Source organism: Microbulbifer weihaiensis, from assembly GCF_048323715.1.
GTDB lineage: Bacteria > Pseudomonadota > Gammaproteobacteria > Pseudomonadales > Cellvibrionaceae > Microbulbifer.
In genome coordinates, this window is sequence record NZ_JBLWFL010000004.1 from 1 (window position 1) to 22995 (window position 22995).

Annotated in this window: 20 protein-coding genes and 1 tRNA gene; 6 read left to right on the top strand and 15 right to left on the bottom strand. The window is 57.5% G+C overall.

Annotated elements, in window-relative coordinates; all coding sequences use genetic code 11:
- The first annotated feature begins 154 nt into the window (after positions 1–154).
- A tRNA-Asn gene (locus ACNKU7_RS04680) sits at positions 155–230 on the top strand.
- Positions 231–413: 183 nt separating this feature from the next.
- Here ACNKU7_RS04680 and ACNKU7_RS04685 read toward each other — a convergent pair.
- The 14 genes from ACNKU7_RS04685 to gyrA all read right to left on the bottom strand — a co-directional run bounded on the left by ACNKU7_RS04685 (position 414) and on the right by gyrA (position 17497).
- Positions 414–2399, bottom strand: a complete 1986-nt coding sequence (locus ACNKU7_RS04685) for a polysaccharide biosynthesis protein (RefSeq protein ID WP_418295806.1) — start codon at positions 2397–2399, stop codon at positions 414–416.
- Positions 2400–2476: 77 nt separating this feature from the next.
- On the bottom strand, positions 2477–3412 hold the full coding sequence (locus ACNKU7_RS04690; protein ID WP_418295807.1) for an MraY family glycosyltransferase: 936 nt from the start codon (positions 3410–3412) through the stop codon (positions 2477–2479).
- Complete coding sequence (locus tag ACNKU7_RS04695) at positions 3367–4311, bottom strand: NAD-dependent epimerase/dehydratase family protein (protein WP_418295808.1); 945 nt, start codon at positions 4309–4311, stop codon at positions 3367–3369. The genes ACNKU7_RS04690 and ACNKU7_RS04695 overlap by 46 nt, the downstream gene beginning before the upstream one ends.
- Before the next feature lie 89 nt (positions 4312–4400).
- Positions 4401–4709 carry a ComEA family DNA-binding protein gene (locus ACNKU7_RS04700; RefSeq protein ID WP_418295809.1) on the bottom strand — a complete coding sequence of 103 codons (309 nt, stop codon included), beginning with the start codon at positions 4707–4709 and terminating at the stop codon, positions 4401–4403.
- Between the two features lie 144 nt (positions 4710–4853).
- Complete coding sequence (gene pyrF / locus ACNKU7_RS04705; protein WP_418295810.1) at positions 4854–5567, bottom strand: orotidine-5'-phosphate decarboxylase; 714 nt, start codon at positions 5565–5567, stop codon at positions 4854–4856.
- A gap of 37 nt (positions 5568–5604) precedes the next feature.
- Positions 5605–6795, bottom strand: coding sequence for a lipopolysaccharide assembly protein LapB (gene lapB, locus ACNKU7_RS04710; RefSeq protein WP_418295811.1), 1191 nt, complete (start codon positions 6793–6795; stop codon positions 5605–5607).
- A 1-nt stretch (position 6796) separates the two neighbouring features.
- Positions 6797–7105, bottom strand: a complete 309-nt coding sequence (locus ACNKU7_RS04715) for a lipopolysaccharide assembly protein LapA domain-containing protein (protein WP_418295812.1) — start codon at positions 7103–7105, stop codon at positions 6797–6799.
- Between the two features lie 76 nt (positions 7106–7181).
- Positions 7182–7490: an integration host factor subunit beta gene (gene ihfB, locus ACNKU7_RS04720; RefSeq protein WP_226664798.1), complete on the bottom strand. Its 309-nt coding sequence runs from the start codon at positions 7488–7490 to the stop codon at positions 7182–7184.
- 140 nt (positions 7491–7630) lie between these two features.
- Positions 7631–9310: a 30S ribosomal protein S1 gene (gene rpsA / locus ACNKU7_RS04725; RefSeq protein ID WP_418295813.1), complete on the bottom strand. Its 1680-nt coding sequence runs from the start codon at positions 9308–9310 to the stop codon at positions 7631–7633.
- Between the two features lie 178 nt (positions 9311–9488).
- Positions 9489–10175 carry a (d)CMP kinase gene (gene cmk, locus ACNKU7_RS04730; protein WP_472439825.1) on the bottom strand — a complete coding sequence of 229 codons (687 nt, stop codon included), beginning with the start codon at positions 10173–10175 and terminating at the stop codon, positions 9489–9491.
- A 70-nt stretch (positions 10176–10245) separates the two neighbouring features.
- Positions 10246–12495 (bottom strand): bifunctional prephenate dehydrogenase/3-phosphoshikimate 1-carboxyvinyltransferase, encoded by a 2250-nt coding sequence (locus tag ACNKU7_RS04735; protein WP_418295814.1) that lies wholly within the window; start codon positions 12493–12495, stop codon positions 10246–10248.
- Positions 12496–12497: 2 nt separating this feature from the next.
- Positions 12498–13601, bottom strand: coding sequence for a prephenate dehydratase (pheA, locus tag ACNKU7_RS04740; protein WP_418295815.1), 1104 nt, complete (start codon positions 13599–13601; stop codon positions 12498–12500).
- 39 nt (positions 13602–13640) lie between these two features.
- The gene (gene serC / locus ACNKU7_RS04745; protein ID WP_418295816.1) at positions 13641–14720 is read right to left on the bottom strand and encodes a 3-phosphoserine/phosphohydroxythreonine transaminase; all 1080 of its coding nucleotides are present in this window, start codon (positions 14718–14720) and stop codon (positions 13641–13643) included.
- Between the two features lie 188 nt (positions 14721–14908).
- Positions 14909–17497, bottom strand: a complete 2589-nt coding sequence (gyrA, locus tag ACNKU7_RS04750; RefSeq protein ID WP_418295817.1) for a DNA gyrase subunit A — start codon at positions 17495–17497, stop codon at positions 14909–14911.
- 239 nt (positions 17498–17736) lie between these two features.
- On the opposite strand from gyrA, the gene ACNKU7_RS04755 reads away from it, so the two are divergent.
- From ACNKU7_RS04755 to ACNKU7_RS04770, 4 genes are all read left to right on the top strand, one after another.
- Complete coding sequence (locus tag ACNKU7_RS04755) at positions 17737–19104, top strand: TRZ/ATZ family hydrolase (protein WP_418295818.1); 1368 nt, start codon at positions 17737–17739, stop codon at positions 19102–19104.
- Positions 19105–19310: 206 nt separating this feature from the next.
- The gene (gene ubiG, locus ACNKU7_RS04760) at positions 19311–20015 is read left to right on the top strand and encodes a bifunctional 2-polyprenyl-6-hydroxyphenol methylase/3-demethylubiquinol 3-O-methyltransferase UbiG (protein WP_418295819.1); all 705 of its coding nucleotides are present in this window, start codon (positions 19311–19313) and stop codon (positions 20013–20015) included.
- A gap of 35 nt (positions 20016–20050) precedes the next feature.
- Positions 20051–20716, top strand: coding sequence for an HAD family hydrolase (locus tag ACNKU7_RS04765; RefSeq protein WP_418295820.1), 666 nt, complete (start codon positions 20051–20053; stop codon positions 20714–20716).
- Between the two features lie 50 nt (positions 20717–20766).
- Complete coding sequence (locus ACNKU7_RS04770) at positions 20767–21522, top strand: YciK family oxidoreductase (protein WP_418295821.1); 756 nt, start codon at positions 20767–20769, stop codon at positions 21520–21522.
- A gap of 6 nt (positions 21523–21528) precedes the next feature.
- On the opposite strand, the gene ACNKU7_RS04775 is transcribed toward ACNKU7_RS04770, so the two are convergent.
- Positions 21529–21909: a VOC family protein gene (locus ACNKU7_RS04775; protein ID WP_418295822.1), complete on the bottom strand. Its 381-nt coding sequence runs from the start codon at positions 21907–21909 to the stop codon at positions 21529–21531.
- A gap of 149 nt (positions 21910–22058) precedes the next feature.
- Here ACNKU7_RS04775 and murQ point away from each other — a divergent pair, with 149 nt between their 5' ends.
- Positions 22059–22985: an N-acetylmuramic acid 6-phosphate etherase gene (gene murQ, locus ACNKU7_RS04780; protein WP_418295823.1), complete on the top strand. Its 927-nt coding sequence runs from the start codon at positions 22059–22061 to the stop codon at positions 22983–22985.
- Positions 22986–22995 lie beyond the last annotated feature (10 nt).

A 22995-nucleotide genomic window follows, 5' to 3' on the forward strand; every position in this document is an offset into this window, starting at 1 on the left:
CCGCCTTAGCTCAGTTGGTAGAGCAAATGACTGTTAATCATTGGGTCGCTGGTTCGAGCCCAGCAGGCGGAGCCAAACAAGTAAACCCCGCAAGCGGTAAAACCTGCGGGGTTTTTCTTTAGAGTGAGGCCAACTACTCGCTCAACCTTACAGTTCCGCCTTAGCTCAGTTGGTAGAGCAAATGACTGTTAATCATTGGGTCGCTGGTTCGAGCCCAGCAGGCGGAGCCAAATAAAAAAACCCGCACCCGAAAGGGTCGCGGGTTTTTTCTTGCCCTCAAGAAACCAAAATACGTCAACCCCCGACGCCAGCAATCTTCTACACCTGAACATCCCCAAAAGACACCCGAAAGACACCGCAATCAAATAAGCCCATTGATGTTCACAACAGGCTTATGCAGTTCCAGGGTGAATTTAAATTGACGGCGTCTCACCGCTCAATTTCTGGGGGCGACTGGCCGTCGCTACCGGCAGGCGACGCACTTCTGCCGTCTCCACTACTGGCGCACCTTCCCGAACGGCACTCTGTGACCACACCGAATCAATCAAGTCCTGCTTTGGCGCATAATCCTTAACCGCCTCAATCAGAAGCCGATGTACAGACTCGCAGTCATGCCGCCCACATGCGGATTTCAATTCTGCAATCAGCGCCCGCAAGCGCTCTGCGGGGAGCCGCTCCTCTTCCGCTCGCATAATCATCGGGTGATCGGTACCCGCCACCTTGTCGCCGAGCAGCAACTCCTCATAGAGCTTCTCCCCTGGCCGCAGACCGGTAATCTGGATTTCGATATCTCCGTCGGGATTGGCCTCATCCCTCACGGTGTGCCCCATGATCTGGATCAGGCGCCGGGCGATGTCGAGGATGCGTACCGGCTCGCCCATATCCAGCACAAAAACTTCACCTTTGTGCCCCATGCTACCGGCTTGCAGCACCAGTTGCGCGGCCTCGGGGATCGTCATGAAATAGCGGGTAACCTTGGGGTGGGTAACAGTAACTGGTCCACCGGCATTGATCTGATCCGTAAACAACGGAATCACCGAGCCCGAAGAACCCAGTACATTGCCAAATCGAACCATGCAGACGCGCATGCGCCCAAAGCGCCGCCCAAAGTCCTGACAGATAAGTTCCGCAAAGCGCTTGGTCGCCCCCATAACGTTGGTCGGGCGCACGGCCTTATCGGTGGAGACAAGGACAAACTGCTCCACTCCACAAGCCTCAGCCGCCTCCAGTACCGCCAGGGTACCAAGAACGTTATTTTCGGCACCAACGGAAACATTCTGCTCAACAAGAGGCACATGCTTATACGCAGCAGCGTGATATATGGTCTGAACCCGGAACGATTCAATGATCTCACCAACCCGGATGGTGTCACGCACGTCACCAAGCAGGGGAACGACTTCCACAGAAAAATTTTCGTCCAGCTGCTGCTGGCGCAATTCGCGCTCGATCTGGTACAGCGCAAACTCGGAAGCCTCGAGCATGATCAGCTTCACAGGCTCCCACTGAATAATCTGCCGGCAAAGCTCTGAGCCAATAGATCCACCAGCACCGGTAACCAGCACCACCTTACCGGCTATCGACGCCGAAACCAGACGCTTTTGCGGCTCTACCGGCGCCCGCCCGAGAATGTTCTCATAAATCTGGGATACATCGGCGGCGCGACCCGCACTGTCCACCAGCTCTTCCAGACCAGGAATAACCTTTACGACCAGACCCCGCTCGCGCAGGCTGCGGGTAATTTCCCGACGGCGACGCTTTGGTACACCCGGCATTGCCAAAAGTACTTCGGCGATATCACGCTCGGCGATCACTTCGTGGATGTTAGCGGGGCTGTACACCAGCACACCGTCAATCAGGGTGTTCTGCTTGGAGGCATTGTCATCGAAAAAAGCCACCGTCTTGTACATTTCACCATGCGCCAGGGCTTTGTATAACTGCAACCCTGCGGTACCGGCACCGTAAATAGCTACTCTCGTCTTGTGGATCTCGAGTGCCATCTGGTAGTACAAGCGCACCAGCCAGCGCGAGCCGCCGACGGCGATCAGCGCAAAGCACCAGTAGATTACTGGCACCGAGCGCGGCACACCGGCATAAGTCAGGTAAGACGCGACCGCGAGAACAACCGCGGACGCAGTGACCCCCTGAAGTACCGCCACGATAGCCTGCTGCCCCATATAGCGAATAACGGTTCGGTAGAGGCCGAGGCGGAGAAAAATGAAACTACTGGAGACCAGTGTCATCCCGAGACATAACGCCATCGAGGGCTCAAAGATCAACCCGGCACCATTGAAGCGCAATGTCATTGCCAGCATGAACGCTGACGTCAACATCAACAGGTCGTAGGCCAGCATCAGTGCTGGCTTGTAGTTTTTATGAGCAGCTCTAAACAGGCGCTTCACTCTTCCCCCAAGGTTTCATTACCGAGTTCGACCGGAAATCCGAACAATTTACTTACCAAGCCGAAACTCTCTCACCGCTAGGCTACATCGCATACTACCAAAATGAGCGCGGCGCTGGCCGTGCCCAACATCACGCATATTTCACCAACGAGCGCCTTTTTCACTCCAAATTTTAACGCCAAACGCTGGTACACGTGCTGCCTGTGCGCTTCCCACCAACGCTCACCCGCAAAAACCCGCCGCAACAGCGTGAAGGTAGCGTCCAGCCAGAACGGCGAAAAAACAACCAATGGGATTAATGGCTGAAAAGCCCCCCGGCTACAGCCATAAAGAGACACACCGAATACTGCCAACCCCAGGCTCGTAGAGCCGGCGTCCCCCATGAAAATGCGCGCAATTGGCCAATTATAATACAGAAAGACAAGCGCGGCGGCCGCCACGACAATACAGATTCCAGCCAGATCCCAATATTCGCGAGAAGCACAAACCAGCGCCAGTGTGATACAGCCGATGACCGTCATACTGGCCGCAAAGCCATCCATCCCATCCATAAAATTGTAGAGATTGACCACCCAAACGCCGCCTACCACCAGGAGCGGCAACAGCCACCAGCTGAGGCCGGGCAATAGCGTTAACACCAAACTGCTGACGGCGAACAACTGCACCACAAACCTTGCGCGAGCGGGCAACGATCGTAGATCATCTGCCACAGACACAGCCAGCAGCGAAGCAAACGCAACGACCACGCCGAAATCCCAGGAAGCCGGGCCGAGTAAAAGAGCGAAGAATACGCCAGACCAGATCGCCCAGCCCCCAGTTCGCGGCACCGGCGTTTCATGCAGCGAGCGGTGATTTGGCACGTCAAGTGCGAACTCCCCCATCCTGGCGAGAAGAAACTGCATTGACGCCAGGCAAATTGCCGCCGCCAAGGCCGCCAATCCAAACCAGGAATACAAAATACCCACGCCTAAAAACCCCTTAGATAATTCTGGTACCGATTTTCCGGCTGCCATTTCAGTCGCGCCTTCAAACGCCCCGCGCTATAGAGCTCACTTTTTTCTATTTCCAGCACGCGAGCACCAATGCCTGTGCGCCGGATGATTCGGAAGGGCAGCAGCAGCATCCGCAACAACAAGGCACTTCCCCGTACATTGACTCCACTTGCCGCCCTGACCAGGGCTGCCGCATCATAGAATCCGGGTTCCGCCACAATAAATACCTCGCCCCGACAATCACTTTGTCCCACCAGCGATATCGCGCTCACCAAATCAGGGAGAGACACAAACGTCCGGTAACCTGTTGCAGGAACCCAGGGCAACCACTTTCCGCAGGCTTTAAGCCAGGCCACCACTTTGTGAGCGCGCCTGCCACTTTTTGCGGCCCCCTCTTCCCGGGAAGTGCTCGCGCGCGCACCCAGGCTGCCATACACCGCCGCAGGTCGAATGATATTCAGCCGACACGAGACACGCTGCGCAAGCAGCAAAGCCTCTGCCCGCCACTTACTGGCCCCATAAGGATCTTTTGCAGGCGATCCGGCATGTTCTTCTGCAATAACACCCGAAGGTGCAGAACGCGCCTTGACACTGGATAAATACAGAAACGAATCCACGCCCGCGGCATCGGCTTTAACCAGCAGCTCTGACGGCAACTCCGCGTTCAGCCAGCGCGCCAATTCCGGCGCCCTTCGGCAACATCCTGCCGATGCCAGCCCGGCGGCATAAATCACTCGGTCGCCACGGGTGAAAACATTGGCGATGGCTTCGACAGTAAAGTTCTGCACCTGAACATGCTCACACCCCGTCGGCGCGGACGCCCGCCGCGACACGGACACCACTGTGTCACCGGCACCAACAAGGTACCGACACAGTGCCGATCCGATATAGCCGGAGCTACCTATAACCACCCAACGCATAGTTCAAATAACCGAGACATTTCCGGCACGTAAGTACCGATATAAATACAAAAAAAGACAGCGCCCATTGGCGCTGTCCCGGATTTTATTTAGAGCTGGATTCGGTCTTTGTTTTTTTCCAGCGTGGCCAACCCGATCCCTTTCACCTCAAGCAACTGGTCGATCGCTGTAAAACCGCCAATCTGCTCACGATACTGAACGATCAGCTCAGCTCTGGCAGGCCCGATACCAACCAGATGACTGGAGAGTTCATCTGCGGAGGCACTGTTCAAGTTGACGACAACAACCTCCTCGGCTGCCATCTCGTCTGCCGCCTGCTCGGCCCACGTGAGCTGCGCCCCACCCAATAGGCAGAACATGGTAAGGATTAAGGCGAGGGTTTTCTGAGTGACTTTCATATGAAATTCCTTTTGATTGTCCTATGGTCTTAATTCCCTTGGGACCACGAATTTCCCCAAGCCCGCAGACTTTACCAGTCCCCGAACCAGATCGCGCTTACACGTTGTTACATGCGAGGTGCGACCGTACCAGCCACAAAAAACTCAGGTGTTCGCCGCGATATCAGCAACAATATTATTGAGCGCCGCCATCGGGTCTTCGGCACCGGTGATCGGCCTTCCAATGACCAGATAATCCGAACCCATTTGCAACGCATCAACCGGCGTTACAATCCGGCGCTGATCATCTGCGGCAGAACCCGCAGGACGAATGCCCGGAGTGACCAAAGCGAAATCTTTTCCGCACGCCTGTTTCAGCACTTCAGCTTCCATTGCAGAACACACCACACCATCCAGACCGCTGACCTGTGCCAGCTTGGCCAGAGAGACCACGTGTTCACGCAGTGGCCGCTCGACACCAGTCGCAGGCAACTCGTCTTCTGCTGTACTGGTGAGAACCGTTACCCCAATCAACAGCGGGCGCTGGTCACCAAGCGACGCCAGTGCATCGGCGGCGGCACGCATCATACGCTCACCACCACTGGCGTGAACATTGACCATCCAGACGCCCAGTCGCGCTGCGGCTTTCACTGCGGCGGCCACGGTGTTGGGAATATCGTGAAACTTCAGATCCAGAAAAACCTCGAATCCCATCCCAACCAGTTCCCGAACCAGTTCGGGGCCTGCGATTGTGAACAGCTCCTTACCGACTTTTACCCGGCACAGTTTCGGATCCAAACGGGACGCCATCGCCAGCGCAGAGTCTGCGTTGTCATAGTCCAGAGCTACGATTACCGGGGAAGTTACTTGATCTTTCAATGGATACCTCTGAATTTACTTTTCAGTCCTGCTGACGTTACTCACCTTCCACACCTTTCACGGAGCGAACGCTGCCCCAGTGCTTGCAGCTTGGGCATAGCCAGTGCAACTGGTTACCGGAAAAACCACAATTACTGCAACGGTAGTGCGGCCGGCTCGCGATCAGCTGGTCGACCAGGCTCTTCAGCAGGAACAGATTTTCTTTGGCTCGCCCCTGAACCGAACCAGTGTGCAGGTTGAGGAAATAACCCAACCCTCGCAACGAAGGTCGCATGGCCAACTGACGGCCCATAAAGGCTGCTGCGGCAGCCTCATCCTGCTGTTTTTGTATACGTCCGGTTAGCGCAATTAATACGCTGTTCGAGGGGTGCTCCTTGAGCAGGGATTCCAGATATACACTCAACCCCTTGTCGTCACCGATGGCCTCGTAGCAGGTGATCAATAACTCGAGCATCTCGGGGATATAGTCGGGATTCTGCTTCGGCACCCGTTCGAGTACCCGAATCGCCTCCCTGGGCTTATCAAGGATATATTCCAGTTTCCCGAGCAAGAGATTTGCACGCACCGAGTGACGATCGTAATTCAGCGCTGCATCGATGTGTTTACGGGCGCTGAGGTAATCTTTACCGTTGATGGCCTCTTCCGCCAGCTCACAGCAAAAATGCGCCTGTACTGGCGCCCACTCGGGAGAAAGCCGTTTAAAGCGACGGCCGTGAAGCAGATTGACGGCATGAATCGCCTTGGCCCACTCACGCTCGTCCCGATAGACCTCAACCAGATATTCCAGGCTCGTGCTCCGCAATTCACTGGAAGTTTCCACCAGCTCCTGCAACAAGCGCTCAGCCCGATCCAGCCAGCCGGCAGCGATGTAATCCCGCGCAAGTTCCAGCTGGGCCTTCTGCTGACTGATTCGATTGAGGCTGGGGCGCGCCAGCAGGTTCTGGTGCACCCTGATGGCCTGATCGTGCTCGCCCCGCTTGCGCAATTGGTTACCCAGGGCCAAGTGCGTCTCGAAGGTCGCGCTGCTCACTTCAAGCGCATCAATAAATTTTTCGATTGCGTCGTCTTGACGCTCACTGAGCAGATAATTCAAACCTTGCGCATAGGACTGCGCCAGCGCCTGACTGCGGTCATTTCTCGCGCTTTTTTTCTTGCCGCTCTTGCGCCCCAGGTACCAGCCTATGGCGATGGCAGCAAAAATAAAGATGAAAAACGTCAGGTCGCTCAATTTACTCTCCGGACACCTGACGGCGCACGGTCTGCAGCTCTCGCTCGGTGCGCAACAATTGACGCTCCAAACGCCCTACCCTGCGGCGCTCGGTGTAATACGGCAACAGGCTGGCGAGAAACCCGAGCAGCGCCCCCAGCAACAGGAAACCGATCAACCAGAAGCCGACACTGCCGGAAAACATCTGGTATCCCCCAAACCGCGGGGAAATTGTTTCTGGGTTATCTACGGCGAAATATACCCCGACCGCAATACACAACAAGGCCAGCAACCCAAAAATCAGGCGCGACAGCCAACGCAAAAATGACAAGAGAACCTCCGACCCCGGAAGGAGTGCATATTCAACAATCCGTTACAGTGTTAGCCCACTGCGACCAGCCCGGCAATCACGCACTTTCCAGTGACTCCCGCTTCAACTGCTGGTTTACCCTGTCCCTGAGTTCCTTACCCGGCTTGAAGTGCGGCACATACTTGCCAGCCAACTCGACGGAATCCCCTGTTTTGGGGTTGCGCCCGGTACGCGGCGCTCTGTAATGCAGAGAAAAGCTCCCGAATCCGCGGATTTCGATCCGCTCCCCCTCCGCCAGGACACTCGACATGGTGTCCAACATGACTTTTACCGCCAGCTCCACATCCTTTACCGGCAGCTGATCCAACCTCAGAGCAATCTTCTCGATCAGTTCAGATTTGGTCATGCAGTCCGCAATCCTTTCTAAGTCATTGATTATTCTGGAATAGCGGCAATCATCTAATAGAAAGCCGGACTGGGCAACCCCAGTCCGGCTTTCGGGCGGCCCCAGACAATAAACCCGGGGCCCTGAATAGCAAAGGACTATTAGTCTTTGTTATTCATTTGCGCCTTGATCAGGTCACCGATAGTCGCCGGCTGAACCTGTTCAGCCTGCTTCTTGCTGTGATCCTTGATCGCTTGCTTCTCGTCGTCCTGATCTTTGGCCTTGATGGAGAGGCTGATCACGCGGTTCTTGCGATCCACGCTGGTGATCTTGGTCTCTACTTCATCGCCTTCTTTCAGGGCGTTGCGAGCGTCTTCAACCTTGTCGCGGCTGATTTCGGAAGCGCGCAGAATGCCTTCCACTTCGTCGGCCAGGGTGATAACGGCTTGCTTGGCGTCAACTTCTTTAACGGTACCCATTACGATGCTGCCGCGATCGTTGGTGGTAACGTAGTCAGAGAACGGATCGGACTCCAGCTGCTTGATACCAAGGGAGATGCGCTCGCGATCGGAGTCGATACCCAGGATAACGGTTTCCAGCTCGTCACCTTTCTTGAACTTGCGCACGGCTTCTTCGCCAGCTTCGTTCCAGGAGATGTCGGACAGGTGAACCAGACCGTCGATGCTGCCGTCCAGACCGATGAAGATACCGAAGTCGGTGATGGACTTGATCTTACCGGAGATCTTGTCGCCCTTGGCAAACTTGCGCGCGAACGCGTCCCAGGGGTTTTCCTGGCACTGTTTGATACCCAGGGAGATACGACGACGCTCTTCGTCGATGTCCAGAATCATTACCTCTACCTCGTCGCCAACATTGACAACTTTGGACGGGTGAATGTTCTTGTTGGTCCAATCCATTTCGGAAACGTGTACCAGACCTTCCACACCTTCTTCCAGCTCCGCGAAGCAGCCGTAGTCGGTCAGGTTGGTTACAACAGCCTTCACGCGGCTGTTTTCCGGGTAACGCTGCTTGATGGATACCCACGGATCTTCGCCCAGCTGCTTCAGACCCAGAGATACGCGGCTGCGCTCGCGGTCGAACTTCAGGACTTTTACTTCGATCTCGTCGCCAACGTTCACGATCTCGCTCGGATGCTTGATGCGCTTCCAAGCCATATCGGTGATGTGCAGCAGGCCGTCGATACCGCCCAGATCTACGAACGCGCCGTAGTCGGTCAGGTTTTTCACGATACCCTTGATCGCCATACCTTCCTGCAGGCTGGCCAGCAGTGCTTCGCGCTCTTCGCTGTTCGCTGCTTCCATAACCGCACGGCGGGAAACAACAACGTTGTTGCGCTTGGCGTCCAGCTTGATCACTTTGAAGTCGAGCTCTTTGCCTTCCAGGTGCGCGGTGTCGCGAACCGGACGTACGTCTACCAGAGAACCCGGCAGGAACGCGCGGATGTTGGCAACGTCAACAGTGAAGCCACCTTTAACCTTGCCGCTGATAACACCTTTAACCACTTCGTCTGCAGCGTGTGCAGCGTCGAGGATTTTCCAGGCTTCAGCGCGCTTGGCTTTTTCACGGGACAGACGGGTTTCACCGAAACCGTCTTCTACCGCTTCCAGGGCAACCTGTACTTCGTCGCCCACCTGCAGTTCCACTTCACCCTTGTCGTTCTTGAACTGGTCCGCAGGGATCACGCCTTCAGACTTCAGGCCCGCGTGTACGGTTACCCAGTCTTTGTCCACGTCAATAACAACACCGGTAACGATTGCACCCGGTGCCATTTCAACGCTTTTCAGGCTCTCTTCAAATAGTTCAGCAAAGCTCTCGCTCATTACATTACCTATATATATGGACTCCACCGATGGCAACTCTGTAGTTTAGTCAACCGCCAGTGAGAGCCCCACCGCGCTGCCAGCACGCGGGTCGAATTACAGTAGCAACCGGGCAATTCTGGCTGATCCCGGCCACTGCTGTTAAAAAACTTTTATAGAAACCTGTTGCTTCTATGGCTCAACCGACACGCTGCTGTACCAGTTCGAGCACTTTTTGCAGAACACCATCAATATCGATGTCCGTACTGTCCAGCACCACAGCGTCTTCCGCCGGGGCCAGGGGGGAGGCTGCGCGATTCATATCCCGGTCGTCCCGGGCGCGGATGTCCTCCAGCAGGTCGCGGAGGCTAACAGAAACCCCCCTGCCCTGCAACTGAGCGTAGCGTCGCCGTGCCCGCTCTTCCGCACTGGCGGTGAGAAAGATCTTGACTGGCGCGTCTGGAAACACCGTGGTGCCCATGTCCCGCCCGTCAGCCACCAGGCCCGGCGCCGCGCGAAAGTCGCGCTGGCGCTGCAGCAGCGCTTCGCGCACAGCGGGAATCGCCGCCACTTTGGACGCTGCCATGCTGACCTCTTCCATGCGGATATCGCGACTCACATCCACACCTTCCAATACCGCGCTCACCTCGCCATTCGCAATTGCAAAGCGGATATCCAGGTTTGCAGCGATATCAGCCACACGCGCACCGTCCGCGAGATCCACACCAGCATTGAGCGCCGCCAATGCGGTCAACCGGTAGAGCGCCCCGGAATCCAGCAACGCGTACCCAAGGCGATCCGCCAGTAACTTGGCAATAGTGCCTTTGCCGGAACCACTGGGGCCATCAATAGTGACTACGGGAGCCAGCTTGGTCAGTTCAGTCATAACTAATCGATACAGCTTTTAGTTAGTTTCAGTAAACCCGGCATACATCCGGTATAGGATGGGGGCACGCTCAGCGCACCTCCAGATGCATTCCCGCCCCAGTTGCCAGCTCGGCAAAATTGGGGAACGAGGTTGCCACGTTGGCGCAGTGCTTGATGCGAATCTCGGCACCGGCACGCAGCGCCGCAACAGCAAACGACATCGCAATACGGTGATCACCCAGGCTGTCCACCTCGCCACCACCAAACACGGCACCCTCACCTTTGCCACCCTTGCCCTGAATGGCAATGCCATCAGGAGTCGGCTCGGCATCAATACCGAGAACCTTCAGACCATCGGCCATTGCCTGGATACGGTCACTCTCCTTGACCCGCAATTCCTCGGCGCCCGTGAGTACGGTCTCCCCCTCAGCACAGGCCGCGGCCACAAAGATCGCCGGAAACTCATCGATGGCAAGAGGCACCTGATCTTCAGGAATATTGATCCCTTTCAGCGGTGCATAGCGCACGCGGATGTCCGCAACTGGCTCACCGCCCACCTCGCGCTGGTTTTGCAGCGTAATATCCGCACCCATGGCACGCAGGATGTTAATTGCACCATCGCGGGTAGGGTTGATACCCACATGCTGCAGAACGACATCCGAACCGGGAGCAATACTGGCAGCCACCATAAAGAAAGTCGCAGATGAAATATCCGCTGGCACATCGATGTGACAGGCTGTGAGCCTTCCACCACCGGTCAGCGAGGCGCGAGCACCATTGCGGCGCACATCGTAACCGAACCCGGCGAGCATGCGCTCGGTATGGTCACGTGTGGGCGCCGGCTCAGTCGTACTGGTTTCCCCTTCAGCATAGAGGCCGGCCAGCAGGACACAGGATTTCACCTGGGCACTGGCCATCGGCAGCACATAATCAACCGCCTTAAGACTGCACCCACCCTTTACCTTCAGCGGCGGACGGCCGTCTTCGCCAGTCTCGACTTCTGCGCCCATCTCCCGCAACGGATTCGCCACCCGGTTCATGGGACGCTTGGACAGGGATTCATCCCCCGTTAGCTCACTGTCAAATTTCTGCCCGGCGAGCAAGCCGGCAAGCAAGCGCATGGAAGTGCCGGAATTCCCCACATACAGCGGCCCAGGAGGGGCCTGCAGGCCGTGCATACCGACGCCGTGAATGGTTACCCGCCCATTGACTGGCCCCTCAATCACCACGCCCATATCGCGAAACGCCTGCAGGGTTGCCAACGCATCCTCCCCCTCCAGAAATCCCTCTACCTCGGTGACACCTTCTGCCAGGGAACCCAGCATGATGGAGCGATGAGACATGGACTTGTCTCCTGGCACCCGCAAATCACCGTTTACTGCTCCGCCCGGCTGGGCGACAAAAGTTACTTCCTTCGCTTCCATAGTTTCCGTGTACGCTTTCTTAGCCAGCATTTTGGTAAAGTGATCCCGCGCCGCCTTGGCCCGGGTAAAAACCCCCATCAGGTGTTCGCTGTCGCCGCTGGCTATGGCATTTCGCAGGGAACCGAGATTGGAGGTGTAGAGATCGATGGATTTGAGAATCGCTTCCCGGTTGGCAAGCATGATATCTCGCCACATCACCGGGTCACTGGAGGCAATCCGGGTGAAATCGCGAAATCCGCCAGCAGCATAGCGAAAAATGTTTTCATTCTCCGCATCGTGCGCGAGGGTATCCACAAGCCCAAACGCAATCACATGGGGAAGATGACTGGTCGCGGCGAGCACCTCGTCGTGCTCCACCACCGGCATGGAAAGCACCTCGGCGCCTACCGCCTCCCACATGCAGCGCACCCGCTGCAGGTGTTCACTGCCAGTATTTTCCAGCGGCGTGAGAATGATGCGATGCGCGATATACAGATCGTCCCGCGCTGCTGTCACACCACTCTGCTCGGATCCGGCGATGGGGTGACCGGGAACCAGGAATGATGGTACCCGCCCCCAGACATTGACCGCCGCATCAACCACACTGCCCTTGACGCTGGCACCATCGGTGACTGTCACACCGGCTGGTAACACGTCTTTCAGCTGTGCAAACACGCCCTCTACTGCCAGCGTAGGCACAGCCACAAAAATGACGTCACCGGCACCCAGCTCCGGGAGAATTTCCGCGATATCGGTTACCGCCCGATCCACGATCCCCAGCGCCAGGGCCTGCTCACAGGTTTGCGCCCTACGCGCAACACCGATGACCTCACGGCAGCCACTGGCGGCCTTCAAGCCAAGCGCCAGGCTGCCGCCAATCAATCCAATACCGACAATCACCAGGCGGCCGAGTCCGTTCTGCCCCGCATCTATCATTGTTAAAGCACTCCGCGCGGGTAGGAACCCAGCACCTTCATATCCGAGGCGCCAGCGCCCACTTCTTTCAGCGCAGCGGCAACATGCTCGCTGTCCCGGTGACCAACAAAATCGATAAAGAACACATAGGTCCAGTTACCGGTCTGGGCCGGGCGGGTTTCCACCCGGGTGAGATCGATCTGGTAGCGCCGGAAAGGTTCCAACAGGTCGTGCAACACGCCCGGCTCATTGCGCATGGAAACCATCAGCGAGGTCTTGTCGTCGCCGCTGGCGGGTACCGCCTGAGAGCCAATGATCAAGAAACGGGTGGAGTTATCCGGGCGATCCTCGATCTTCTCGTTCAGAATTTTCAGGCCGTAAAGATCCGCGGCCATGTCGCCGGCAATCGCAGCGGCATTCCACTCACCCTTCACGCGCTTCGCCGCTTCCGCATTGCTTGCTACCGCCACGCGCTCCACGTTGGGATAGTAGGAATCCAGCCATTTGCGGCACTGGGCAAGGCTTTGCGCATGGGAATAAATACGGGTGATCGCATCTTTACGGGTGATATCCGAAATCATCAGGTGCTGGTGAATGCGCAGCTCCACCTCACCACAGATCAGCAGATTCGACGTCATGAAATTGTCGAGCGTATGGTTCACCACGCCCTCAGTGGAGTTCTCAACCGGCACCACACCGTAATTGACCGCACCGGCCTCCACCTCACGAAACACCTCATCAATCGCAGCCAGCGGCTTGGAAACCGCGGAGTGACCGAAGTGCTTCAACGCCGCCTGCTGGGTAAACGTACCCTCCGGCCCCAGATAAGCCACCTTGATTGGCTCTTCCAGCGCCAGGCACGCCGACATGATTTCACGGAACAGGCGCGCCATTTCCTCATCGGTCAAGGGGCCTGGATTCCTCTCCATCGCACGACGCAGCACCTGCGCTTCCCGCTCAGGGCGGTAGTAAAGCGCATTCTCGCCATTGCTTTTCTTCACTTCAGCGACTTCCAGCGCACAATTGGCGCGCTCGGAAATCAGCCGAGCGATATCGCTGTCGATCTGGTCGATGCGATTGCGCAGCTCGAGCAAATGCTCATTCTGCTTCGACTTTTCGTCAGACATAGCTCCCGCCTAAATCAATCAGTTGCCGCAAGACACGGCTTAACCATTACGCTGCTCGAAGTCCGCCATAAAGGCCACCAGAGCCTCAACCGCTTCCAGCGGAACCGCGTTGTACAAAGAAGCTCGCATACCGCCAACGGAGCGGTGCCCCTTGAGGTTGAGCAGGCCAGCCTCCTCAGCCTCGAGCAAAAACTTCTTATCCAACGCGGCATCCGCAAGCACAAAAGGCACATTCATGCGGGAACGACAGGACACATCCACCGGGCTCGAGAAGAAATCACTGCGATCGAGGAACTCGTACAACAATCCGGATTTTTTCAGGCTCAATTCAGCCATGGCATCGACACCGCCCTGCGCCTTCAGCCACTTGAACACCAGCCCCGAGAGATACCACGCAAACGTCGGCGGTGTGTTATCCATGGAGTGCCCTTCCGCGGCAATCTTCCAACTGAGACTGCGCGGAATTTCCGGCATGGCGCGATCCAGCAGATCATCGCGCACAATCCCGACAGCAATGCCTGATGGGCCTATATTCTTCTGTGCGCCCGCGTAGATAAAACCAAATTTCTCCACCGGGATCGGCTGCGACAGGATGGTGGAAGACATATCCGCGATCAACGGCGCCTTCACTTCCGGTATATAGGGGAATTCCACCCCGCCAATGGTCTCGTTCGGCGTGTAATGGAAATACGCCGCATCAGGGCTCTCTTCCCACGCATCCGCCGCCGGCGCATAGGAAAAGTTACGATCTTCTGACGACGCCACAACATTCACATTCCCGTAACGGCGCGCTTCAACGATCGCCTTTTCCGCCCACTGGCCCGTGTGAATGTAGTCTGCAGTTTTGCTACCGGCACCAAACAGGTTCCAGGGCACAGCACTGAATTGCGCGGTAGCGCCGCCCTGCAAAAACAGCACTTTGTAATTCTCAGGTATGCTCAGCAAGTCACGCAGATCCTGCTCAGCCTGTTCGGCCACAACCGTATACTCCGGTGAGCGATGACTTACCTCCATCACCGAACAGCCGATTCCCTGCCAGTCCAACAGCTCTTCCTGCGCCTGCCGCAACACCGGCTCCGGCAACGCCGCAGGACCCGCACAGAAATTAAACTTCCTCATTGACTCACTTCCACAGAAGAAAACAGTTTTGAATTAAAACTTCACCAAACCCGCGCAAGGCGAAAGCCCCCAACCTCAAATCATTCCAAGCCGGTTACGAAACTTTCGCCGATACAGTTTCCCATGTAACAAAGTCAAAAAAGGCCGCGAGTCTTCGCAGCCTTTTTTTGAGTTACAGGATTCAGGAATCACTCCTCGGCAGCGCCGTCTCCGGCAGCACCCTCATCGCCACTGCCTTCACCCTCTTCCTCGCTTTCCTGAATACGCGCAAGCCCAACCAGGTTCTCGCCATCTTTGAGTCGAATCACCCGAACACCCTGCGTATTACGACCCAACACGGAAACCTCATTTACCCGCGTACGCACCAGGGTTCCCTGATCGGAGATCAGCATGATCTCCTCACCCGGGTGCACCTGACAGGCACCAACCAGGGCACCATTACGCTCGCTCTCCGCAATCGCGATCACACCCTGAGTGCCTCGCCCTTTGGTGGGGAAGTCGGAGGTTGCCGTGCGCTTGCCGTAACCGTTCTCAGTCACCATCATCACCGAGCCACCCTCTTCCGGGGTGACCATAGCAATGACCGCCACACCGTCCGCCATGCGGATACCGCGCACGCCGCGGGATACCCGCCCCATGGAGCGAACATTCTCTTCGGCAAAGCGCGCGGCCTTGCCGGCGCTGGTCAGCAGCAACACATCGCGGCTACCGTCGGTGATGGCCGTGGCAACCAGGCGATCTTCCTCATCCAGCTCGATGGCTCGCAAGCCGACGCTGCGCGGACGGGAGAATGCGGTAAGCGGTGTTTTCTTCACGGTGCCGTTTGCCGTCGCAAAGAAAATAAAATGATCTTCGTCGTATTCCGAAACCGGCAACATGCTGCTGATACGCTCATCTTCCTCGAGCGGCAACATGTTCACCATCGGTCGACCGCGCGATGCGCGACCGGCAGTCGGAACTTCATACACTTTCAGCCAGTACACCTTACCCTTGTTCGAGAAACAGAGGATGGTGTCGTGGGAATTCGCAATCAACAGGTGCTCGACGAAATCCTCATCTTTCACCTGGGTCGCTGATTTACCCATACCACCACGACGCTGGGCCTGGTAGTCAGCCAGCGGCTGGCTCTTGGCATAGCCCCCATGGGAAATCGTGACCACTTTATCTTCCGGAGTGATCAGGTCTTCTACCGACAAATCCTGGCGGGAAGCAACGATTTCAGTACGACGCTCATCGCCATACTCTTTTTCCAGCACTTCCAGCTCTTCGCGGATCACCTGCATAAGGCGCTCCGGACTGCCCAGAATTTCAAGGTACTCGGCAATCTGCTCCAGGCGCTCACTGTATTCCGCCAGCAGCTTGTCGTGCTCCATACCGGTCAGGCGGTGCAGGCGCAGCTCCAGAATGGCCTGAGCCTGTGCCGGTGACAGGTAATAAGCACCGTCACGCAAACCAAACTCTTTCGGTAAATCATCCGGACGGCAGGCATCGGCACCCGCGCGCTCCAGGAACTGCTGCACCTCACCGACCGGCCAGCCCTTGGCCAGCAGCGCTTCGCGTGCTTCGGCAGGGGTAGCGGAAGCTTTGATCAGCTCGATCACCGGATCAATATTGGAGATGGCGATCGCCAGACCTTCCAGAATATGACCGCGCTCACGCGCCTTGCGCAACAGGTAAACCGTACGGCGGGTCACCACCTCCTGGCGGTGGCGAATGAAGTATTCGAGCAACTGCTTCAGGTTCAACAGCTTGGGCTGACCGTCGACCAGCGCCACCATATTGATACCGAACACGCTTTCCAGCTGGGTCTGGGAGTAGAGGTTGTTCAGGACAACATCACCCAGTTCGCCACGCTTGAGCTCGATCACCACGCGCAAGCCGTCTTTATCAGACTCGTCGCGCAGCTCGGAGATACCTTCGATCTTCTTCTCTTTCACCAGCTCGGCAATACGCTCAATCAGGCGCGCCTTGTTCAGCTGGTAGGGAATCTCATGAATGATGATGGTTTCGCGATTGGTCTTGTCATCGCGCACCACTTCCGCCTTGGCGCGGATATAGATACGACCACGGCCGGTGCGGTAGGCCATCAGGATGCCCGCACGGCCATTAATAATGGCGCCCGTAGGGAAATCCGGACCGGGGATATATTCCATCAGGTCGTCGATGGACAGTTCGCTGTTATCGATCAGTGCCAGGCAGCCACGCACCACCTCACTCAGGTTGTGAGGCGGGATGTTGGTCGCCATGCCCACGGCAATACCGGAGGAACCGTTAACCAGCAGGTTCGGCACCCGCGACGGCAACACTTCCGGCATCTGCTCGGAACCGTCGTAGTTATCGATGAAATTGACGGTTTCCTTATCGAGATCCGACAGCAGCTCGTGCGCGAGCTTGTCCATGCGGATCTCGGTGTAACGCATTGCCGCCGCACTGTCGCCGTCAATGGAACCGAAGTTGCCCTGACCGTCGACCAGCATATAACGCAGCGAGAACGGCTGCGCCATCCGCACGATGGTGTCGTAAACCGCACTGTCGCCGTGCGGGTGGTATTTACCGATTACGTCACCCACCACACGAGCGGACTTCTTGTACGGCTTGTTCCAGTCGTTCTTGAGCTCGTTCATGGCGAAGAGCACGCGACGGTGCACCGGCTTCAGGCCATCGCGCACATCCGGAAGTGCACGCCCTACAATCACGCTCATCGCATAATCGAGGTAGGACTGCTTCAGCTCTTCCTCGATATTGATCGGAGAAATTTCTTTGGCTAGTTCGCCCATATTCTCAGGCATTCCTTATCGTTAACGCCGCCAGCCCATTCGGCCCCTAGGCGCCCTTCCCGTCATCGGGTTATTGTTGGGAACCAGGCTGGGAAATAAGTGGGGCTTGCTGGTCACAGCCCCAAACAAGCGGGCGATTCTACCACACTTGGCGCGCTGTAGGACGACTTAAACGGACTTGTTCGCACCTTCCGTCGCCGCTAAAGTCTGCGACTTTCCCCCGGAACAAAAATCGAACAATGGCAACTACCGGCAATTCGTTAAACCAAGACGCATCGTACAAAAAACAGCCAATCGATACCTTGCTGCACGCGCGCTGGATAATCCCCGTAATCCCGGAGCGACGGGTGTACGAACACTGCGCCCTGGCCATCCATGAGGGCAAAATCCTCGCTATCCTGCCCCAGCGGGAGGCCCGCAATCGCTTTTCCACCAACAACGAGGTGGATCTGGGCGAGCAGCTGATAATCCCGGGGCTGATCAATACCCACAACCACGCTGCCATGAGCCTGCTGCGGGGTTATGCTGACGATCACCCACTGATGACCTGGCTGGAACAGCACATCTGGCCCGCCGAGCAGCAATGGGTCAGCCCGGAATTCGTTGCTGACGGCACGCGCCTGGCCATGGCGGAAATGCTGAGAAGCGGCACCACCACCTTTGCCGATCAGTACTTTTTCCCGGAAGCTGCTGCGGCCGCCGCCCGCGATGCCGGCATGCGCGCGCAAATCGCCTTCCCGATCATCGATTTCCCCAACGCCTGGTCCAGGAATGGGGATGACGCCATCGACAAGGGCCTGGCCCTGCGCGACGATTACCGATCCCACCAGCGCATCGGCCTGGCATTTGCCCCCCACGCCCCGTACACCGTGGGTGATGAGACCCTGAAGAAAATAGCGGTCTACGCCGACGAACTGCAGATGCCCGTGCAGATGCACCTGCATGAGACCGCCGGCGAGGTAGAGAGGGCCGTCGCCGACACCGGCCTGCGCCCGATCGAACGCCTGCACCGGATTGGGCTTTTATCGCCGCAGATGCTGTGTGTCCATATGACTGCACTGGATGACAATGACATTGCCCTGTTGCAGAAAACCGGTGCCCACATTGCTCACTGCCCACGCTCAAACCTCAAGCTGGCCTCAGGCTTTAGCCCGGTGGCCAAGCTTATCGATGCGGGCATCAATGTTGCCATCGGCACCGATGGCGCAGCCAGCAACAATGGGCTCGACATGCTGCTGGAAACCAACACCGCCGCGCTCCTCGCCAAAGCCGTGTCCGGCAAAGCCGACGCACTCCCCGCCCACCAGGCGCTCGCCATGGCCACCATCAACGGCGCCCGCGCCCTGGGCATCGACGACGTCACCGGCAGTATCGAAGTAGGCAAATCTGCCGATCTGTGCGCCATAGACCTCAGCGAACTGGAACAGCAACCCCTGCACGACCCGCTCTCGCAGCTGATTTACACGGCGAGCGGCCACAATGTGCGCAATGTGTGGGTCGCAGGGAAACTATTGCTTAAGGATCGCAGACTAATGACGCTTAATGAGGAAGAACTGCGGCAACGGGCCCGGGTGTGGCGTGATAGAATCGCCGGTCTTGGCAACTAAGCCCGGCTAGCCGGACAGGCTTACGAAGCACGACTCTTGGATCTGAAGGGTGTGCTGGCGGGGGCTTATTGCGGGACCGTATGCGGCCAGGACGGCCGCATCCGAGCCCCCAGGGAGGGGTTTACGGCGTGTCACGCAAGAAGCCCCCGCCAGCACAGCCGCCACAGAGCCATCTAAAAGCACTAATACATGGCAATCCATTACTGATGACCAACGTAGATCCGGCGGAAATCGCCAAATTTGAACAACTGGCCAGCCGCTGGTGGGATCGGCAGGGCGAATTCAAACCCCTGCACGAAATCAACCCATTGCGCGCCAACTACATTGACCAGCGCGCGCCCGTTGCCGGTAAAAAAGTACTCGATGTAGGCTGCGGCGGCGGCATTCTCACCGAAGCCATGGCTCAGCGCGGCGCCCAGGTTACCGGCATTGACATGGGGGAAGCGCCGCTGAACGTGGCCAGGCTGCACGCCCTGGAATCCGGGGTCGACATCGACTACCGCCGGATCCCGGCCGAAGAGCTCGCCGAAGCTGAGGCGGGCACCTACGACATCGTCACCTGCCTGGAAATGCTGGAACACGTGCCGGATCCGGCTTCCGTTATCCGCGCCTGCGCCAAGCTCGCCAAACCCGGTGGCCATATCTTTTTCTCAACCATCAACCGCACCCCCAAGGGCTGGCTGTTTGCGGTAGTTGGCGCAGAGTATGTGCTTCGCATGCTCCCCAAAGGCACCCACGAGTACGGCAAGTTTATCCGCCCGTCAGAGCTTGGACGCTGGGCGCGAGAAGCCGGCCTGCAGACCCGGGATATCACCGGCATGACCTACAATCCCCTCACCCGCACCTACAAGCTGAACCCTCGGGATGTGGACGTAAACTACCTAATACATGCCATCAAGCCCGCGGAATAATGCCGCGGGCACAATAAAATCCGATGTATCCCGATATGAAAGCAGTACTTTTCGACTTAGACGGCACCCTCTTCGACACCGCTCCAGACTTTGTAGTGGTGCTCAACCAGCTGCGCGAGCAGGAACAGCTGCCGCCCCTGGCCGACACCACCATTCGTGAAGTGGTCTCCAATGGCGCCCGCGCCATGGTCAGGCTTGGCTTCGGCGTTGACGAAGGGGAATCCGGCTTCGACAACCTGCGCCAGCGCCTGCTGGATCTCTACCTGGCGCACCTGGCACACCACACGGTGCCCTTTCCCGGCATCGAGCTGCTGCTCAACCAGCTGGCAGATATCGGCATTGCCTGGGGGGTTGTGACCAACAAGCCCTCAGCCTATACGATTCCCCTGATGCGCGCCTTCGCGCACCTGCCAACCCCCGGGGCCATCATCTGCCCCGATGACGTGACCAACCGCAAACCGGATCCAGAGCCCATTCTGCTCGCCTGCAGCCGTATTGGCTGCCAGCCCGGAGAGGCCATCTACGTGGGCGATCATGAACGCGACATCATGGCCGGCCGCGCCGCCGGAATGCCGACTATCGCCTGCAGCTACGGCTATATCGACAGCGATGACGACCCCGCCAGCTGGAATGCCGACCACCTGGTTCACGATGCCGGCGAAATCTGGCCACTGTTGCAACAGCACTATCTGAAAAGCTGAAGCACCCCCACTGATCACCAACAACTTCGATTTAGCGAGACACGGAATCCATGTCTGAAACGGTCACCAATTACACCGCCCGCGCGGATCTACTGAACGACAAAATCATTCTTGTGACTGGCGCAGGTGACGGTATCGGCCGCGAAGCCGCCAAAACCTTCGCCGCTCACGGTGCCACCGTCATCCTGCTGGGCCGCACCACCGCCAAACTGGAAGCGGTATACGACGAAATTGAGGCTGCCGGCGGCGCCAAGCCGGCCATCCTGCCGGTGGATCTGTCCGGTGCCCGCTGGGAAGAGTTCGAATACCTTGCCCAGGGCGTCGATCAGGAATTCGGCCGTCTCGACGGCCTGCTGCACAACGCAAGCCTGCTGGGCCAGCGCACTCCCATTGCCAATTACCACTTTGCCACCTGGCAACAGGTGATGCAGGTCAACGTGAATGCCGCATTTGGGTTGACCAAGGCCATGTTGCCGCTGCTCGAGCAATCGGCCGCCGGCTCAATTATCTTCACCGGCTCCGGCGTGGGCCTGAAGGGACGGGCCTACTGGGGCGCCTACGCTGCCTCCAAATTTGCCACCGAAGGGCTGATGCAGGTGCTGGCAGATGAAGTCGATGGCGTTTCCAATATCCGCGTCAACAGCATCAATCCCGGCGCCACCCGCACCAATATGCGCGCGGCCGCCTACCCGGCGGAAGACCCGAAATCTGTCGCGGCTCCGGCCGATATCATGCCCACCTATCTCTACCTGATGGGCGATGACAGCATTAGTGTTAACGGCAAGCAGTTCAACGCCCAGGGTTAAAACCGTCTAATCCGACAACGCCACTCTCCAGGGCGGGCAGAGCCGGTTCTCTCCCGCCCAGTAGAGCTTCACCTTGTTACCGCTGGGGTCGTACAGCACAGCCTCCCGCCACAGCCAGCGCATATCCTCCGGCAACTGCGCAAACTCGACACCTTTTTCCCGCAGCGTATCAACTCGCTGATCGAGGTCTTCGCACTCGAAGTAAATCACCGCACCGTTGCAAAAGTTTGCCTCTTCCAGCGATAACGAGAAACTGGCCCCACCGTCAGCGCACTCGAACCGCGCATAATGCGGCGTATCCACGATTTGCAGGAAACCAAGACGCCGATAGAAGGCAGCCGCCGACGCCATATCCTTTACCGGTAAAGTAACCTGATTCAGATTCATTTCTTCTCAGCCTGTCAGTACTTATATCGCACAAGCATACTCATCAATCTCCTACTGTGAATAGCAGCCTCCTCGGGATTAGAATCGTAAATCCTGATTCTCCCAAAATGCTGGAATAGCGCGATGATGAGCCCAATGGCGAGGGGGATATGAAAAATATACTACTGGACGAACTCGGCTCCCTGAGCAGTGAAGCCCGCAATCCCGACAGCCTGGACATCGACCTGCTGCCCGTTCACGAAATTCTGGAAAAGATAAACAAAGCTGACGCCACGGTGCCCGTCGCGGTACATGAAGTGCTGCCGGCGGTCGCCAGGGCCGTCGACGCCGCTGTGCAATCGTTCCAGGATGGGGGCCGGCTGATTTATCTCGGGGCGGGAACCAGCGGCCGGATCGGGCTGCTCGACGCGGTGGAGTGCCCGCCGACCTACGGCGTACCGGAAAACATGGTGATCCCTCTGATCGCGGGTGGCGAAGCCGCGGTACATCGGGCTATCGAAGGTGCCGAAGACGATCCCGAGCGCGGCGAAGCCGACCTCAAGGCACTACAGCTGACCGACAAAGACACTGTCGTTGGCATAGCCGCCAGTGGCCGCACTCCCTACGTCATTGGCGGCCTAAAATACGCCCGCCGTATCGGTTGCACAACCGTCGCGCTGGCCTGCAATAGGCACGCCGCCATTGCCGATGAAGCGGACATCGCCATCCTGCCGGAAGTCGGCCCGGAAATCCTCACCGGTTCCACCCGCATGAAAGCCGGTACCGCACAAAAGCTGGTGCTCAACATGATCACCACTGCCAGCATGATCCGCCTGGGCAAAAGCTTCTACAACCTGATGGTGGACGTTAAGGCCACCAACCGGAAACTGGTTGGGCGCACCCGCCGCATCGTGATGGAGGCGACGGGTGTGGCCTATGAGGAAGCGGATCGGGTTTTGGACGACTGTGACCAAAACGCCAAACTGGCAATCATGGTCATCCTCAGTGGGCTCGATCGACCGGCCGCAGAGAAGGCCCTGGGCGATGCCAATGGGTTCCTGAGGCGCGCACTGCAGAATGTGCAATCTTCCCGCTAGCGACTTATCG

Excerpts from the sequence above, each read along its gene's own strand:
- rpsA (WP_418295813.1), bottom strand. The coding sequence starts at position 9,310 with ATGAGCGAGAGCTTTGCTGAACTATTTGAAGAGAGCCTGAAAAGCGTT.
- serC (WP_418295816.1), bottom strand. The coding sequence starts at position 14,720 with ATGAGGAAGTTTAATTTCTGTGCGGGTCCTGCGGCGTTGCCGGAGCCG.
- gyrA (WP_418295817.1), bottom strand. The coding sequence starts at position 17,497 with ATGGGCGAACTAGCCAAAGAAATTTCTCCGATCAATATCGAGGAAGAG.
- ACNKU7_RS04770 (WP_418295821.1), top strand. The coding sequence starts at position 20,767 with ATGTCTGAAACGGTCACCAATTACACCGCCCGCGCGGATCTACTGAAC.
- ACNKU7_RS04690 (WP_418295807.1), bottom strand. The coding sequence starts at position 3,412 with ATGGCAGCCGGAAAATCGGTACCAGAATTATCTAAGGGGTTTTTAGGC.
- ACNKU7_RS04755 (WP_418295818.1), top strand. The coding sequence starts at position 17,737 with ATGGCAACTACCGGCAATTCGTTAAACCAAGACGCATCGTACAAAAAA.
- pheA (WP_418295815.1), bottom strand. The coding sequence starts at position 13,601 with ATGTCTGACGAAAAGTCGAAGCAGAATGAGCATTTGCTCGAGCTGCGC.
- ACNKU7_RS04735 (WP_418295814.1), bottom strand. The coding sequence starts at position 12,495 with ATGATAGATGCGGGGCAGAACGGACTCGGCCGCCTGGTGATTGTCGGT.
- ihfB (WP_226664798.1), bottom strand. The coding sequence starts at position 7,490 with ATGACCAAATCTGAACTGATCGAGAAGATTGCTCTGAGGTTGGATCAG.
- murQ (WP_418295823.1), top strand. The coding sequence starts at position 22,059 with ATGAAAAATATACTACTGGACGAACTCGGCTCCCTGAGCAGTGAAGCC.
- ACNKU7_RS04765 (WP_418295820.1), top strand. The coding sequence starts at position 20,051 with ATGAAAGCAGTACTTTTCGACTTAGACGGCACCCTCTTCGACACCGCT.
- ACNKU7_RS04695 (WP_418295808.1), bottom strand. The coding sequence starts at position 4,311 with ATGCGTTGGGTGGTTATAGGTAGCTCCGGCTATATCGGATCGGCACTG.
- ACNKU7_RS04700 (WP_418295809.1), bottom strand. The coding sequence starts at position 4,709 with ATGAAAGTCACTCAGAAAACCCTCGCCTTAATCCTTACCATGTTCTGC.
- cmk (WP_472439825.1), bottom strand. The coding sequence starts at position 10,175 with ATGACTGAACTGACCAAGCTGGCTCCCGTAGTCACTATTGATGGCCCC.
- ACNKU7_RS04775 (WP_418295822.1), bottom strand. The coding sequence starts at position 21,909 with ATGAATCTGAATCAGGTTACTTTACCGGTAAAGGATATGGCGTCGGCG.
- ubiG (WP_418295819.1), top strand. The coding sequence starts at position 19,311 with ATGACCAACGTAGATCCGGCGGAAATCGCCAAATTTGAACAACTGGCC.